Here is a 14,555-nt window from a genome sequence, read left to right on the forward strand (position 1 = left end):
GCATGGGCTCGCCGCCCTCGGTCACGGTGGCGATGGACAGACGATCACGCACGGTTGCGACCTGCACCCGCCCGATCCGGCTCATTTCGACGTCCAGCACCTCGCCCGTGCCGGGGTCGGTCAGGGTGCGGCCCGGACGCCAGACGCTCAGCGTCATGCCCGGCACTACATTCCGGTCGGTTCCCGCGTTCAGATAGACGCCGGACGGGCCCGCATCGACGACGATGGCCGACCAAGTGACCCTGCGCATGCCCGAGGCGATCTGGTCCACAGCCCGGACGATGGCGTCCTGGCCGGCCTGGCCGATCGGCGTGGTGCGGAAGATCTCGCCGCCCAGTCGCGCCCCGCCGTAGCTCTCGACCAGTCCGGCCTCGGTGGTGCGCGACGAGGCGCGGCCCTCGGCGCTGGACGTCGAAATGACCTGACCGGTCGAAGTGTCGACCAGCCTGAGCGCGATCTCGATGACGGCGGTCTGGCTGCGGGTGCCGGCGCGACCGCCCAGCAGGCCGCCCAGCGGGCCGCCACTGATACTCAGTCCACCGCCCCCGGCTGCGGGTTCATATTTGGTCACGGCACCACGCACGATGGCGCTGGCCGCCATAGGGCCACCGTCGCCCCCTTCGATCACCAGGAATCGACCGTCCCCGACCAGGGCCTGAATCAACATGGCGGTCATGCCGTCCGCCGTAACCGAACCACCGACGGCCTCGGTGGCCCGGAACAGGTCGACGGCGATGGTCTTTTTGAGCCCGTCATAGCCGGCGCGCTCCTGCGACAGCACCGGTCCGGCGACTCCCGTCAGGGCCAGCGTCGTGCCGGTCAGCACCCAGCGTCGGCTCGGAGTCAGAACGATCATGGGCATTGAACCAGACTGGAGGAACCGAAAACTGGACTCGAATCCCGGAGACAAGTCGCGGGAAGTGACAACTATTCACACCAGTTTTGAACGCTCGACCTGCAATGAATATTTGTCAAACATAATATTTAGGCCACACAGAAAATGAAATGCTCTGGTTTGAATGTATTTGATTTGATTAGCTTAAAGTCACTACCCAGATGGTGATGACCGAAGACTGGAGGCGATGGTGTTGATGTCAGTGGATTGCTGACCTGCGAAGCGGTCAGCTAGCGAGGCGTCTGACCCCCGCGCCCCCAGCGGTCGAAGATCGACGAGACATTGATCGCGATGCGGCCACCGGCCCGGGGGATTGTCACCACCAGCCTTTGCCCCCTGTCGTCGAGGGCGTAGGCCCGCCCGCGCCCGGGTTGTGCGACAATGACGTAGTTCTGGATTCGAAGTGTCGAGACGTCGGCGCTGATGCGGAGGCGTATCGGAGCCTGAAGCCGGGACGCATCCGGGATGAAGACAGCGTAGCGGCCGGGGGCCAGGTCGGCGAACACGACATTGCCCTCGCGATCGGTCACCCGAGGGGCGACGATGCTCCCGGGGTCACCCTCGAGCCCGACCGGAATCCCCTGAATGGGGGTGCCGGGCTCCGCATGGGCGACGGAAGCGCCCAGCAGCAGGGCGGCGACGATGGCGACGAACAGTTTCATCCCGGTCTCTCCAGCTTGAATGATCAGAGGCGAATACCCGCCGGCCCCGCAGCCCCGGCTATCGCGGTGTCGATGTCGCTTCCAGGGTCTCAACCCGACCGCTGATCATCACCGTGCCCAGACTCGAACCGACCGGAAACAAGTGGATTCCCCTGGTGTTTGGCCGGATCTCACGTCCATCAACACTGAGGGTCAGCAACCGGTTCGGCCGGCACGGCCGTCGCGGCGCGCAGGCTGTGGTGACCGCATATTCGCCCGGCTCCACCCTCACCTGGGCCGAGAACCGACCTTCCCGGTCCGTGGTCGCAACCACGATCGCCCGACCACCGGGGTTTTTGCCAAGGTAGATATCGACCCCGGGTATCGGCTCGCCCGCATGAGCGATCCCAATCGCAACCGACGCCGCCAGCACCAGGCTGATGATGGCAGCAAGTCTGAATCCAGACGCCATGGTGTTTTTCCCGCAAGGCCATTCCGGCCGCCCGCTGCGGTCACATAACGCTGGTCACCACAGGGGCGCGCTGTCAATCCATGCCACCGCGCGGCGGGTCCGGCCTGGTCCGTCGTTGCCAGCACCGCCGATACTTCGCCCGCCCCCCTAACCTCGCACCCCACCTCACCCCAACTCCTTGCTCCCCCGCCCCTTTTCAAATTTCCGCCCCTGAAAACCCGCCGCCCGTCCGGCCTGCGCTAGACTCCCCCTGTTCCGTCGCACGGGGAGGCGCAGAGGCCTTGCGTGCTCTGGCGGCGGGATGCGGACAAGCGGGGCCAGGGACGGGGGGGATACCCGTCCGGTCCGGGGACCGGGGATGCAAGCCCGGCCCGCCCGCCGGAGGCGCTGCGGTAAGGCGATAAGACCGCCACCCGACGCAAGCTTCCGCCCAATCTCCGCGCGGAGCGTCGGCCAGGGTCGAAACGGTTAGTCTCAAAATGTCTCCGGGCCCCGGCCCGGCGCTCCGCCGCCTTCCCGCCCCTCGCGCCCTCCGGCGCGGGTGGACTTCGCATGCCCGTCAGCCCGCGTCGGATCGACCCGAAGGGCGGCGCGTAGCAGCCAGTAGGCGGAGCCTCCAGACCGCGGGCCAACAACAATGGAGGACCAGATTGCCCAGACCCCGTCCCGCCCACCGCCCACCGCCACCCAATCCCGAGCAGCGTGCCTATGCGCGGATGATGGTCCTCATGCAGCCGGTGATCGATTGGAAGAACGCCGTAAATACAGAGGCCTGGCGGCTGGTCTATGCCGACGGCGGCAATCGCTGCGGGCCCGAGCAATATGCTCGCGCCCGCCAGTCGTTGATCGAACAGGGCATTGTGCCGCCGCCGGAGTGTGCCGACGAACCGGATTGAGCCCCGTCCCCCGGTTCGTCCTCCGGGCGTGAGCTGATTTCCTAGGGCTGGCCGCTGGCCCCGGTCGAGGCCATCTGCATCGACCCGGACGGGTCGCGGAAATAGCGGTCGATGCCGCCGGCCACGGCCCGCATCAGGCGGCGGCGGCCGCGCTCGTCGTTCAGGGTCTGCTCGTCCTCGGGATTGGTGATGAACCCCATCTCCAGCAGGACGGCAGGCACGTCGGGGGCCAGCAGCACGGCCAGGCCGGCGTCGCGATGGCTGCGGCGCAGCATCGGATGGTCGGCCTCCTCCAGCCCGCCCAGCAGGGTCCGCGCCAGCTGGGCCGAGCGGTTCTGGGTGGTGCGCTGGGTCATGTCGAGCAGGATACGGTCGACCGAGGGGTCGCGGCCCGGCAGGCGCAGTTCGCGGTGCCAGTTGTCGCCGCGGGTGAACTCGCGCACGGCCCGGCCGGCCCCCTGTTCGGACAATGTGTAGACGCTGGCCCCGCGCGTGGCCGGGTCGGACCCGGCGTCGGCGTGCAGGCTGATGAACAGGTCGGCGTCGGCGGCGCGGGCGATCTCGACCCGTCGGTACAGGCCGACATAGCTGTCGTTGTCGCGGGTCAGCCGCACACGGTAACGACCGGTCCGCTCCAGCTCGGCCTTCAGCGCCTGGGCGGCGGCCAGGGTGACGGCGCTCTCGTTGACATGGGACCCGCGGGCCCCGGGGTCGCGGCCGCCGTGGCCGGCGTCGATCACGATCAACGGCCGCTCGGCCGGGGCCGAACCGCGCGGTGTCGGGCTCGGGGCGGCGGCGCGGCGCGTCACCGGGGCACGGCCGGTGCTGCGCAGGTCGATGACATAGCGATAGTGGGCCACGCCGTCGCCGGGCGGCAGCAGGAAGCGACGCTCAATCTCGGCCCCGGTGGCCAGGGTCAACTCGATGCGCGAAGCCCCGCCTCGGGCGGTGACCCGATAGTCGCGCACCAGGCCGGTGCCGGCCCCGCCCATCTGCCCGTGCGGCGAGACCCCGGTCAGGGCCACGACCACCCGGCCATCCGAGCCGCTGGAAACCACGGCACCGCGGGTGTTGTGATCCAGATCGACGACGACCCGGGTGCGTTCGGCGTCGCCGCCGAAGCGCAGGCGCAGGACTTCGCCGGCGGTTCCGGCGGCCAGGCCACGCCCGGCTGCCAGCACGCCAAAGCAGAACACGACGAAGGCCAAAGCCGTCATCGTCCACTCACGCGCGCCCCACCGGGACAGTTCCAGTCGCAACATTCCGTACATTCTGACGGCAACCCACCTTATCGGTTATCGCCACCCTGCCCGAAGGTCCCTTGGATTCCGTTAAGGCCTTGGTGCTTTTCATTCGCGTCCGGCGTGCGTATGGTCCGCCGCGCATGCGAATGATCGCGTCCCCTGCCCTCCAGGTCCGGACGCGCCCTCCTCGCGGCGCTGACTTTCACCTATCCGAAGATCGCTCGGGCCTGGCCTGGCGATTTGACGACCGGACCCGGGACGCCGCCGTAACCGGCGCGTCCGGTTCCAGGACCGTACTGAACCCCATGGGCTTTTCCGCCTGCGCCCCCACCCGGTCTGATTTCACAGGCCTCGCCACCGGTCCCGACATTGGTTCGGGCCGCGGCGACGGGATGACGCCTGCGTGCGCCTTCAATTCCATTCGGCGAGCCGCCTTGACCTCCGGGACCCGTTTCCCGGCGTCCGGCCGAGCGCGCCAGAGAGAGACCATCCATGTCAAAGATCATGCTTATCGATGCGGCACACGCGGAAGAGACCCGCGTTGCGATCGTCGAGGGACGCCAGATTGAGGAATTCGACTTCGAGTCGAAGGCCCGCCGCCAGCTTCGCGGCAACATCTACCTCGCCAAGGTCACCCGCGTAGAGCCCAGCCTGCAGGCCGCCTTCATCGAATACGGCGGCAACCGCCACGGCTTCCTCGCCTTCAACGAAATCCATCCGGATTATTATCAAATCCCGGTCGCCGACCGCGAAGCCATCATGGCCGAGGCGGCGACGGACGACGACGATCACGACGACCTCGGCCGTGAAAGCGACGACGGCGACCACGAAGGCGGCATGGCCGACGAGGAGCGTCTGAAGCGCCGCCTGATGCGTCGCTACAAGATCCAGGACGTGATCAAGCGCCGCCAGATCCTGCTGGTGCAGGTCGTCAAGGACGAGCGCGGCGGCAAGGGTGCCGCCCTGACCACCTGGCTGTCGCTGGCCGGCCGCTACTGCGTGCTGATGCCCAACACCGGCAAGGGCGGCGGCATCTCGCGCAAGATCACCCAGGCCACCGACCGCAAACGCCTGAAGGCCGCGGCCCAGGCCCTGGACGTACCGCACGGCATGGGGCTGATCATCCGCACGGCCGGTGCCAAACGCACCAAGGCCGAGATCAAGCGCGATTACGAATATCTGCTGCGTCTGTGGGAAACGATCCGCGAAACCACCCTCAGCTCCAACGCCCCCTCGATCATCTATGAGGAGGAAAACCTCGTCCGCCGCGCCGTGCGCGACATGTTCGACAAGGATTTCGACGGCATCCAGGTCGAGGGTGTCGAGGGCTGGAAGGAGGCGCGCGACTTCATGCGCGTGCTGATGCCTTCCCAAGCCAAGAAGGTTCACCTGTACCAGGGCTCCAAGCCCCTGTTCGCCGCCAACGGCATCGAGGAACTGCTGACGCAGATCCACCAGCCGGTCGTGCCGCTGAAGTCGGGCGGCTATCTGGTCATCAACCAGACCGAGGCCCTGGTGGCCATCGACGTCAACTCGGGCAAGTCGACCAAGGAACGCAACGTCGAGGCGACTGCCTTCAAGACCAACTGCGAAGCCGCTGTCGAGGCTGCCCGTCAGCTGCGCCTGCGCGATCTCGCCGGCCTCGTGGTCATCGACTTCATCGACATGGATGAGTCGAAGAACAACCGCACGGTCGAGAAGATTCTCAAGGACGCCCTGTCGCACGACCGGGCCCGCATCCAGATGGGGCGCATCTCCGGCTTCGGCCTGATGGAGATCAGCCGTCAGCGCCGCCGTCTCGGCGTGATCGAGGGGGCCACCGAGGTCTGCCCGCACTGCCAGGGCTCGGGCCGCATCCGTTCGGCCGAATCGGCCGCGCTGATGATCCTGCGCGCCGTCGACATCGAGGCCGGCAAGGGGGGCGCGGGATCGATCAACCTGCGCGTCTGCACCGCCGTCGCCCTCTACATCCTCAATCACAAGCGCGACTATCTGCAGCGGCTCGCCCAACAGCGCGGCCTGCACGTGGTCGTGCTGATCGACGACAGCCTCGCCCAGGGCGAGCATGCGGTCGAACGCACCGAGACCAACGAGGACTTCGTTCCCGAGGACGGGGCCGTCGCCCTGCCCGACCTGACCGACGACTTCGACGACAACGCCTACGACGATGAGGAAGATGAGGACGAGATCTTCGAGGACGACGCCCTCGCCGCCGAAGACACCGATGATGACGCCCCGCGCGCCCGCGCTGAACGCCACGATGCCGATACGGCCCGTGCAGACGGTGATTCCGGTCGCGGGCGTGGCCGTCGTCGCCGTCGCGGTGGTCGCCGTGATGAAGAGACCGGCCCGGTCGAGGGCGTCGAGGGCGAAGAACCTGCCGCCGCCGGTGCCGAGGACGACGACAGTGAGGGCGCACGCCGCCGTCGCCGTGGTCGCCGTGGCGGACGCCGTGTTCGCGAGGAAGGCGATCGCGACGGCTTCACCTGGGTCCGTGGGCGCACGCCGTCGCTGGACGATCCCTACGTCTGGTTCGACCCGATCAACCCGGCTCCGCGCGCCGAGAGCGAAGACGACGCCCCTGCGGCCGCGCGTCCCGTTCGCGACGCTGACAGCGAGCAGGGCGAGCGTTCCGAGGGCGAAACCGGTGACCGCGAAGGCGGTCGTTCGCGTCGCCGTCGCGGCCGCGGGCGTGGCCGTGATCGCGCTGCAGGCGGTGACGAGCCCCGGGACGTAAAGGTCGAGGCCCGCGCTACAGGCGAAGGCATGCCGCCGGAAGGGTCTTCCGAGACTCCGATGGCCACCGTCGCCACCGTCGCCACCGAGGAGGTCGTGCCGGTCATCGCGCCCGAGCCCAAGCGTCGTCGCGTGCGTCGCAAGACCTCCGCAACGGCAACGACCGACGAGTCTGTCGTCGAGCCCAATGAGGTCGAGCCGGCCGGTGCGCCCGTCGAGCTGGACGTAACCCCGGCCGAGGCCGCCGTTACCGAGCCGGAAGCCGCCCCGGAACCGCAACCGGAACCGGTTGCCGCCGCTGTGGCCCCGGTCGACATCGCCGCCATCATCGGGGACGATCCGAACCAGATCGTCGCCCCGCCGGCCAAGGCCAAGCGCGGATGGTGGCGTCGCTGACCGGACGGCGCTAGATTGTCATCGACGAAGACGGGGGCGTCAGTCGTAAGGAGTAGACCTTGACCTGGCTTCCCCGCGTCCTTTCCCGGTTCCTGGCCGCCGCGACCGCCGTCACCCTGACGGTCGCGGTCGCCGGACCGGCGGCGGCTCAGAGCGCGATCCGCGATACTGAAATCGAAGGCATCATCCGTGAATGGTCTGATCCGGTGTTCGCGGCCATCGGCCTGGAACCGTCCGAGATCGAGATCCTGCTGGTCGGAGACAACGAGCTGAACGCCTTTGCCACCCCGGGACGGGTGCTGGGCGTCAATACCGGCCTGATTCTGAAAACCCGCAGCGCCAATGAGCTGCTCGGCGTGATCGCCCACGAGGCGGGCCACATCAAGAACCGGCATACGCTGAGAGACGGCGCGCGTGACGCGGGCATGCAGCCGATGATCATGAGCATGGCGCTCGGGGCCCTGGCCATCGCCGCGGGCTCACCCACGGCCGGTGCCGCCCTACTGGGCTCGAGCTCCTATTTCGGGGCCCTGGGCAGTCTGAAATACATTTCCCAGCAGGAAGGCGAGGCCGACAATTCCGCCGCGCACGCCCTGGACGCCGCCGGGGAGTCCGGGCGCGGCCTGGTCGAATTCTTCGAGAATTTCCGCTCGCAGGAAGTCTTCTCGGATGCCCGTCGTTACCCCTTCTTCCGCAGCCACCCCCTGTCCTCGGCCCGGATCGAAAACCTGCGCCGACTGGTCAGCGAGGCTCCCAACTACAACCATGTCGACAGCCCCGAGCGGATTGCCCAGCACGCGCTGGTCCTGGCCAAGATCCACGCCTTCATGGACCCGCCCAACCAGACACTGCGGACCTATCCGTCTACGGACACCTCGCTTCCCGGACGCTATGCCCGGGCGATCGCCTGGTATCGCGATGGCCAGACCAATCGCGCCCTGGCAGCCGTAGATGCCTTCATCGTCGAACAGCCCGACAACCCGTATTTCTGGGAACTGAAGGGACAGATCCTGTTTGAGGAGGCTCGCCCGGTCGAGGCTATCGAGGCCCATCAGCGCTCCATCGACCTGAAGCCGGACGCGCCCCTTCTGCGTATCAACCTCGCCCACGCCCTGATCGAGACCAATGACATGAGCCAGCTGGAGCAGGCCGTCATCGAGCTTAAACGGGCCACGGCGCTGGAGCGTGACAACACCCTCGCCTGGCGACTGCTGTCGCAGGCCTATGCCAGCCAGGGCAAGGACGGTGAGGCCCGGCTGGCCACGGCAGAACTGTATTTCGCCGAGGGTCGCCAGGACCAGGCGACCCAATTTGCCCTGCGCGCCCGCGACATGCTGCCCCGGGGTTCAACCGAATGGATCCGGGCCATGGACATCGTCTTGGCCTCGGGCGCGACCCAGGACGACATCGACGCCGCCGACGAACGTTATCGCCGCGACCGGCCCGTGCGGGTCATTCCCGCCGATGCCGGTTGATTTTTTCGAGCCAGGACCCTGCATGACCGACGACGCTCCCGACTCCGCCCCGAAGTCGCCGACACTGACGCCCCTTAGCTGGTTCAGTGGAAACCGGGCCGGACTCGCGGCCCTGACGATCTCGGTCGTGGCCCTCGGTCTGGCCGGTGCGCCCTATCTGACGGGCGCGGATTTCGGCGGGCGGGTCCGGGCCTATCTTTTGGCCCATCCCCAGGTGCTGGACGAGGTGGTCGCCGCGCGTGACGTCGCCGCGCGGGCGGACCGGACCTCGGGTATCAATGCTGCGGTCGCCCGCAACCCCGCAGTGCTGGCCCCGGCTCCGGGCGAACCGGCCTTCGGGCCCGTCGACGCCCGCGTCACGGTGACTGAATTCTTCGACTACCGTTGCCCCTACTGCAAGATGGCCGCCCCGGAGTATCTGAAGCTCATGGAGGCCAATCCGGACGTGCGCTTTGTCTTCCGCGAATGGCCGGTGCTGGATCAGGGCGAGGTCATCACCTCCCAGTACGCCGCCCGCGCGGCTCTTGCGGCCCACGCCCAGGGCAAATATCTGGCGGTCCATCAGGCCTTGATGGCCCAGTCGGCCCTGTCCATCGACGGCATCGATCGCATCCTGGTTGCCAGTGGCATCGACCTGCAACGGGCCCGGGCAGCCATGGCCACGGCCGATACCTCTCGCCTGCTGGCCGACATCCATACCGGGGCTGCGGCCATGGGGCTGGAAGGCACGCCCACCTTCTTCATCAACGGCAAGGTGACGGGCACCAACAACCCGGCCGACCTCGCCCGGCTGATCACCGAGGCCAAAGAGGGCTAGGCGGGCGGCGGTGCTTGCGCCCTGATCCGGCCGGGGGCTCGACCGGCGGCCAGATCAGGCTTCCGCGAGACTCATCTCTCCACCCATCCATTCCACCCGGGCATGTCGCAGGGCTTCGGCCGCGGCGGCCTCATTTCCCAGCGCCGTCTCGGCCTCCGACAGCACGAAATAGCTGTAGGGATCATTGGGCCAGTCCTTGAGCAGTTCCTCGACCTTGGCCTTGGCCCCTGCCGCATCGCCGCCGGCCAGCATGGCGGCGGCCAGGCTGCGACGGGTGGGATACCAGATGGCGGGCGGATCCCCGCCTTCGTCACCGCCTTCAGCCTGCAGGGCCGCGGCCCGGGTAAAGGCTGCGATGGCGGCCTCGGTGTTGCCTTCAATCATGGCCGCGCGCCCCTCAAGGACACGCTGGAACAGCTCGGAGAAGCTGGCGCGCGCCTCGGCCCTGGGACCGGTTGCGAAGGCCGGGGTCCCGCGGATCGCCCGGATCGCGGCAATCTCGGCACGCACAGCGGCCGCGTCTCCGCGACGGCTGGCGGCCTCGCCCCGGCCATAGCGCCAGCTGACGCGCTGCAGCGGATTGGCCACGGACGGCTCCTCCAGCGCCTCGACCTGGGCCTGCGTCCCGAAGCGGCCGTACAGGGCGTAGGCGTCATTGGCCGTAATCTGACGCCACAGGTTGTCGGCCGGAATGTCGGCGAACACGGTCAGGAACCAGTCAGCCAGCTTCAGCCCCTCCTCGGCCCCACCGGCCATCAGGGCACCGCCCATGCCGAAATGGATGTTGTGGCCATGCAGCGGCATGCCGGGCACACCGCCGGGCGGGAAGGCCTGGCCGTCATACTGGCGGTCCAGCGCCACGGCGGCGACATTGGACATCATGGCGTCGCGATAGCGGCCGACCCGGAAGAAGGTGTGGGAGGGCATATGCACCAGATGACTGGCCCCCGGAGCCAGTTCGGCCAGCCGTTCTCCATACGGGATGGCCTTGTGCGGATCGGCCGACCATTCGGTCAGGTGAATGTAGAGATGGATGGCCCCGGGATCGTCCGGAGCCCTGGCCAGCGCGGCCTCCAGAATCGTCATGGCCCGGGCAATACCGGGATCCTTGGGCGTACCGTCCTTGTTCCACCAGTCCTCGGCCTTGAGCATCCAGGCATCGGCGGCGATGGCGGCCAGGTTGACGTCATCGGGATTGTCACGTGCGAGGCGGTCCATCACCCGCGCGAACCGGTCGGGCCGGCTGGCCCTGCGTCCCGAATAGCGCTGGAGCAGGCCGTCGATCATCCGGCGCTGCTGCAGCGAGGCGTCGCGGGCCAGACGACGGGCGTCTCGGGCGATCTTGAGGGCCGCGGGATCGACCTCATCCGCCGTGCCGCTACCGTTGAGGTTGGGGCCCATCGCCCAGGCCTCGCCCCAGGCACACATACCGCACGACGGGTCGAGCAGACGCGCTTTCTGGAAGGCCCGGACCGATTCCGTGTGCTGGAAGGCCCAGCGCAGCTGGATCCCGTAGTCGAACCAGGCCTGGGCCTCCGCGTTGGCGTCCACCGCCATATGGTCGGTCCCGATCCCGGGCACCATGACCATGTCGGCGACCGGTGCCCCGGTCACGACATCATAAGGACGGTTCGGATCGCCGCAGATCGAGGGATTTTCGATCAGGTCGCGCACGACCCGGTCCGCCGTCGCATCGGCCACAGCTGCAGGTCCAACCACGATGGCGGCCAGCGCCACCCCCGCCAGAAGCATTGGTCGCATGCGCATCTCCCCCGTTGCGCCGACCATGGACCGCAACCATCGTTGCGCCAAGACCCTTCAGGCCCGGTGCGGCCCTAGATCAGGCCGGCCAGGGGCGAGGACGGATCAGCGTACATCCGTTTGGCCATCCGCCCGGCCAGATAGGCCTCGCGACCGGCGATGACCGCGTGTTTCATGGCCCGGGCCATGCCGATCGGGTCGCGCGCCCCGGCGATGGCGGTGTTCATCAGCACGGCGTCGCAGCCCAGTTCCATGGCGATGGTGGCGTCCGACGCGGTGCCGACCCCGGCATCGACCAGAACCGGCACGCCGGCCTGTTCAACGATCAACCGCACATTGACCCGGTTCTGGATGCCCAGACCCGAGCCGATCGGCGCGGCGGCGGGCATGATGGCGGCGGCCCCGGCCTCCTCCAGCCGTTTGGCCATGACCACGTCGTCGGTGCAGTAGACCATGACGTCGAAGCCGTCCTTGACCAGCATATCCAGCGCCCGCAGCGTCTCGACCATGTCGGGATACAGGTGGGGCGTGTCGGACAGCACCTCCAGCTTGACCAGATCCCAGCCCCCGGCCTCGCGCGCCAGCCGCAGGGTTCGCACCGCATCCTCGCCGGTAAAACAGCCGGCCGTATTGGGCAGGTAGGTGAACCGGTCCGGCTTCACATGATCGACCAACATCGGCTGGGACGGGTCCGACAGATTGACGCGGCGCAGGGCCACGGTGACGATCTCGGCCCCGGCGGCCTCGGCCGCGGCGGCGTTCTGCGCATAGTCGGCATATTTGCCGGTGCCCACGATCAGCCGTGACGAAAAGGTGCGGCCGGCAACGGTCCAGGTATCTTGAAAAGTGGTCATGGCACTGACCTAGTCTTCACAGCCGCGCCGGGGAAGCCGGCCCCGGGGCGAAAATCACCCGCCCCCGACGAATTGCACCAGTTCAATGCGGTCGCCCTCGGCCAGAACCGTCTCGCCGTGCAGGGACCGCGGCACGATGGCCAGGTTGCGCTCCACGGCCACCTTGCGCGGGTCGAGACCCAGTTCCTCCACCAGCGCCAGGATCGTGGCCGCCGACACAGCGCGGTTTTCTCCGTTGACCTGAATCCGGGGCAAGCGAGCGTCCTCCTAACCGGGTGATCCGCCTTCTACCCCGGCACCGCCGCCTCTAGCCAGCCCGGCTCTGCAGGCCTGCAGCCAGATCGCCGATGGCCCGCCTCAGCTCGGCGATCTCGCCGCGAAGGGCGGCCATGTCCGCCACCTCCTCGGCATGAACCTGCTGGCGCACCTCGCTGGCCTCGCGCAGATCCACTTCAAGCCGGTGCCGCTCGGCCTTGGCCTCCTCTTCGTGCTCGCTCTGCATGGCGTTCACGACGATACCGATAAACAGGTTCAGCATGGTGAAGGTCGTGCACAGGATGAAGGGCACAAAGAACAGCCAAGCATAGGGATGGACCTCCATCACCGGCCGGACGATGCCCATTGACCAGCTCTCCAGCGTCATGATCTGGAAGAGCGAATAGGCCGAGGCCGGGATCGACCCGAACCACTGCGGGAAGTCGGCCCCGAACAATTTGGTCGCCATCACCGAAGCCACATAGAAGATCAGCCCCAGAAGCAGCGTAATCGACCCCATTCCGGGAAGGGCGCTGATCAGGGCTCCGACCACCCGGCGCAGCGAAGGCACCAGGGTGATCATTCGCAACACCCTGAGGATGCGCAGGGCCCGCAACACGGAGAAGGCCCCCGCGGCCGGCATCAGCGCAAGTGCCACGACCGAAAGGTCGAACAGGCTCCACGGGTCCCTGAAAAAGGCCGCCCGATGCACCACGATCCGCGCCACGATCTCCACCACGAAGATCGCCAGCACCATCTTGTCGATCAACCCCAGGACGGCTCCGAACCGGGCCGTGACCCAGGGACTGGTCTCAAGGCCCAGGGTGATCGCGTTGAAGACAATCAGAGCCAGGATGAACTGCTCTGTACGGGGTGATGTCACCAGCTGTCTGAGCCGTTTCAAGGTCGTCTCCAACGAATTCGATAATCGCCCCTTGCCGCAATCCCGCGGCCAGCGCCAGATGCATGAACCTGACGTCCGCACAGCCCGCCCGGGGCCGTCCGGTCACTCTTTCGAGCGCGCGGTTTGATAACCGGCCCGCCTCGGCTAAAAGGCCTGTCCGATTCCGACCGGACCGCCACTTTCGCGAGCGAAATGCCCGACGCAACCGTCCTCTACGTCCTGAACGGCCCCAATCTCAACCTGTTGGGGGTTCGGGAGCCCGGGATCTATGGCCACGAGACCCTGGCCGATGTCCAGGCGCGGTGCGAGTCGGCCGCAGACGGCGCGCGGGTGGTCTTCCGCCAGACCAACCACGAGGGCGAACTGATCGACTGGGTCCAGGAGGCCCGCGAACAGGCCTCGGCCCTGGTCATCAACCCGGCGGGCTACAGCCACACCTCGGTGGCCCTGCTGGACGCCCTCAAGACCCTGACGATCCCGATCGTCGAATGTCATCTCTCGAACCCGGCGGCGCGCGAGCGTTTCCGGCATCGATCCTTCGTTTCGCCGGTCGCGACCGGCGTGGTTTCGGGCTTCGGCCCTTTCAGCTACGAACTGGCCGTGAAGGCCGCCCTGACCCTGGTGCACGACAAGGCATCAGATCCGGGCCGTTCGCCCAACGCATAAGAAAAAGAGGCACACTCGTATGGCCGACGCCCCCAAGAAATCCGCACCCAAGCTGGACAATGAGCCGGTCGGTGAGATTGACACCTCCCTGGTCCGCCAGCTGGCCGACATCCTGAACGACACCAGCCTGACCGAGATCGAGGTCGAGCGCGGCGAACTGCGCATCCGCGTCGCCCGCGAGCTGACCATGGCCGCCCCGGTTCAATATGCCGCGGTGCCGGCCCAGATGGCCCAGGCCGCCGCCCCGGCCGCGCCGGTCTCGATGCCGTCGGACCCGGCCACGATCGTCGCCCGCTCGGGCGAGGACGTGAAATCGCCGATGGTCGGCACCGCCTATCTGCGCCCGGCCCCCGAGGCCGACACCTTCGTCTCGCCCGGCGACAAGGTCCGCAAGGGCCAGACCCTGCTGATCGTCGAAGCGATGAAGACGATGAACCCGATCCAGGCCCCGCGTGACGGCGTGGTCAAGGAAATCCTGGTCGGCGACGCCCAGCCGGTCGAGTTCGGCGAGCCGCTCGTCGTGCTCGAGGCCCAGGGCTGACC

Annotated in this window: 14 protein-coding genes; 6 read left to right on the forward strand and 8 right to left on the reverse strand. The window is 67.6% G+C overall.

From position 1 onward, the window contains the following. From PSV00_RS05865 to PSV00_RS05875, 3 genes are all read right to left on the reverse strand, one after another. Window positions 1-856, reverse strand: an 856-nt coding sequence (locus PSV00_RS05865; RefSeq protein ID WP_300445579.1) for a CsgG/HfaB family protein, incomplete at its 3' end; no start/stop codon positions are given. A 269-nt stretch (window positions 857-1,125) separates the two neighbouring features. Then, window positions 1,126-1,557 (reverse strand): hypothetical protein, encoded by a 432-nt coding sequence (locus PSV00_RS05870; RefSeq protein WP_300445580.1) that lies wholly within the window; start codon window positions 1,555-1,557, stop codon window positions 1,126-1,128. Window positions 1,558-1,615: 58 nt separating this feature from the next. Continuing rightward, window positions 1,616-2,008, reverse strand: a complete 393-nt coding sequence (locus PSV00_RS05875; RefSeq protein ID WP_300445581.1) for a hypothetical protein — start codon at window positions 2,006-2,008, stop codon at window positions 1,616-1,618. A gap of 650 nt (window positions 2,009-2,658) precedes the next feature. Here PSV00_RS05875 and PSV00_RS05880 point away from each other — a divergent pair. Next, the gene (locus PSV00_RS05880) at window positions 2,659-2,904 is read left to right on the forward strand and encodes a hypothetical protein (protein WP_300445582.1); all 246 of its coding nucleotides are present in this window, start codon (window positions 2,659-2,661) and stop codon (window positions 2,902-2,904) included. A gap of 41 nt (window positions 2,905-2,945) precedes the next feature. On the opposite strand, the gene PSV00_RS05885 is transcribed toward PSV00_RS05880, so the two are convergent. After that, window positions 2,946-4,121: an N-acetylmuramoyl-L-alanine amidase gene (locus PSV00_RS05885; RefSeq protein WP_300445583.1), complete on the reverse strand. Its 1,176-nt coding sequence runs from the start codon at window positions 4,119-4,121 to the stop codon at window positions 2,946-2,948. Between the two features lie 519 nt (window positions 4,122-4,640). Between PSV00_RS05885 and PSV00_RS05890 the strand changes: the two genes are divergently transcribed. The 3 genes from PSV00_RS05890 to PSV00_RS05900 are packed head-to-tail and all read left to right on the forward strand — an operon-like array spanning window position 4,641 to window position 9,572. Then, the gene (locus PSV00_RS05890) at window positions 4,641-7,280 is read left to right on the forward strand and encodes an Rne/Rng family ribonuclease (RefSeq protein WP_300445584.1); all 2,640 of its coding nucleotides are present in this window, start codon (window positions 4,641-4,643) and stop codon (window positions 7,278-7,280) included. Window positions 7,281-7,339: 59 nt separating this feature from the next. Next, complete coding sequence (locus PSV00_RS05895) at window positions 7,340-8,755, forward strand: M48 family metalloprotease (protein ID WP_300445585.1); 1,416 nt, start codon at window positions 7,340-7,342, stop codon at window positions 8,753-8,755. A 22-nt stretch (window positions 8,756-8,777) separates the two neighbouring features. Next, window positions 8,778-9,572, forward strand: a complete 795-nt coding sequence (locus PSV00_RS05900) for a thioredoxin domain-containing protein (RefSeq protein ID WP_300445586.1) — start codon at window positions 8,778-8,780, stop codon at window positions 9,570-9,572. 54 nt (window positions 9,573-9,626) lie between these two features. Here the strand turns inward: PSV00_RS05900 and PSV00_RS05905 are convergent, their stop codons facing one another. From PSV00_RS05905 to PSV00_RS05920, 4 genes are all read right to left on the reverse strand, one after another. Beyond that, a complete protein-coding gene (locus PSV00_RS05905; protein ID WP_300445587.1) occupies window positions 9,627-11,333 on the reverse strand; it encodes a hypothetical protein in 1,707 nt (568 codons plus the stop codon). Between the two features lie 74 nt (window positions 11,334-11,407). Next, a complete protein-coding gene (locus PSV00_RS05910; protein WP_300445588.1) occupies window positions 11,408-12,187 on the reverse strand; it encodes a thiazole synthase in 780 nt (259 codons plus the stop codon). A gap of 54 nt (window positions 12,188-12,241) precedes the next feature. Then, entirely contained in the window at window positions 12,242-12,442 is a 201-nt protein-coding gene (gene thiS, locus PSV00_RS05915) for a sulfur carrier protein ThiS (protein ID WP_300445589.1), read from the reverse strand. Between the two features lie 52 nt (window positions 12,443-12,494). Then, the gene (locus tag PSV00_RS05920; protein WP_300445590.1) at window positions 12,495-13,346 is read right to left on the reverse strand and encodes an ion transporter; all 852 of its coding nucleotides are present in this window, start codon (window positions 13,344-13,346) and stop codon (window positions 12,495-12,497) included. Between the two features lie 192 nt (window positions 13,347-13,538). Here PSV00_RS05920 and aroQ point away from each other — a divergent pair, with 192 nt between their 5' ends. Both aroQ and accB read left to right on the forward strand, forming a co-directional pair. After that, a complete protein-coding gene (gene aroQ / locus PSV00_RS05925) occupies window positions 13,539-14,012 on the forward strand; it encodes a type II 3-dehydroquinate dehydratase (RefSeq protein WP_300445591.1) in 474 nt (157 codons plus the stop codon). Between the two features lie 19 nt (window positions 14,013-14,031). After that, window positions 14,032-14,553 carry an acetyl-CoA carboxylase biotin carboxyl carrier protein gene (gene accB, locus PSV00_RS05930; protein WP_300445592.1) on the forward strand — a complete coding sequence of 174 codons (522 nt, stop codon included), beginning with the start codon at window positions 14,032-14,034 and terminating at the stop codon, window positions 14,551-14,553. Window positions 14,554-14,555: the final 2 nt, after the last annotated feature.

The organism is Brevundimonas sp., from assembly GCF_029945885.1.
GTDB lineage: Bacteria > Pseudomonadota > Alphaproteobacteria > Caulobacterales > Caulobacteraceae > Brevundimonas.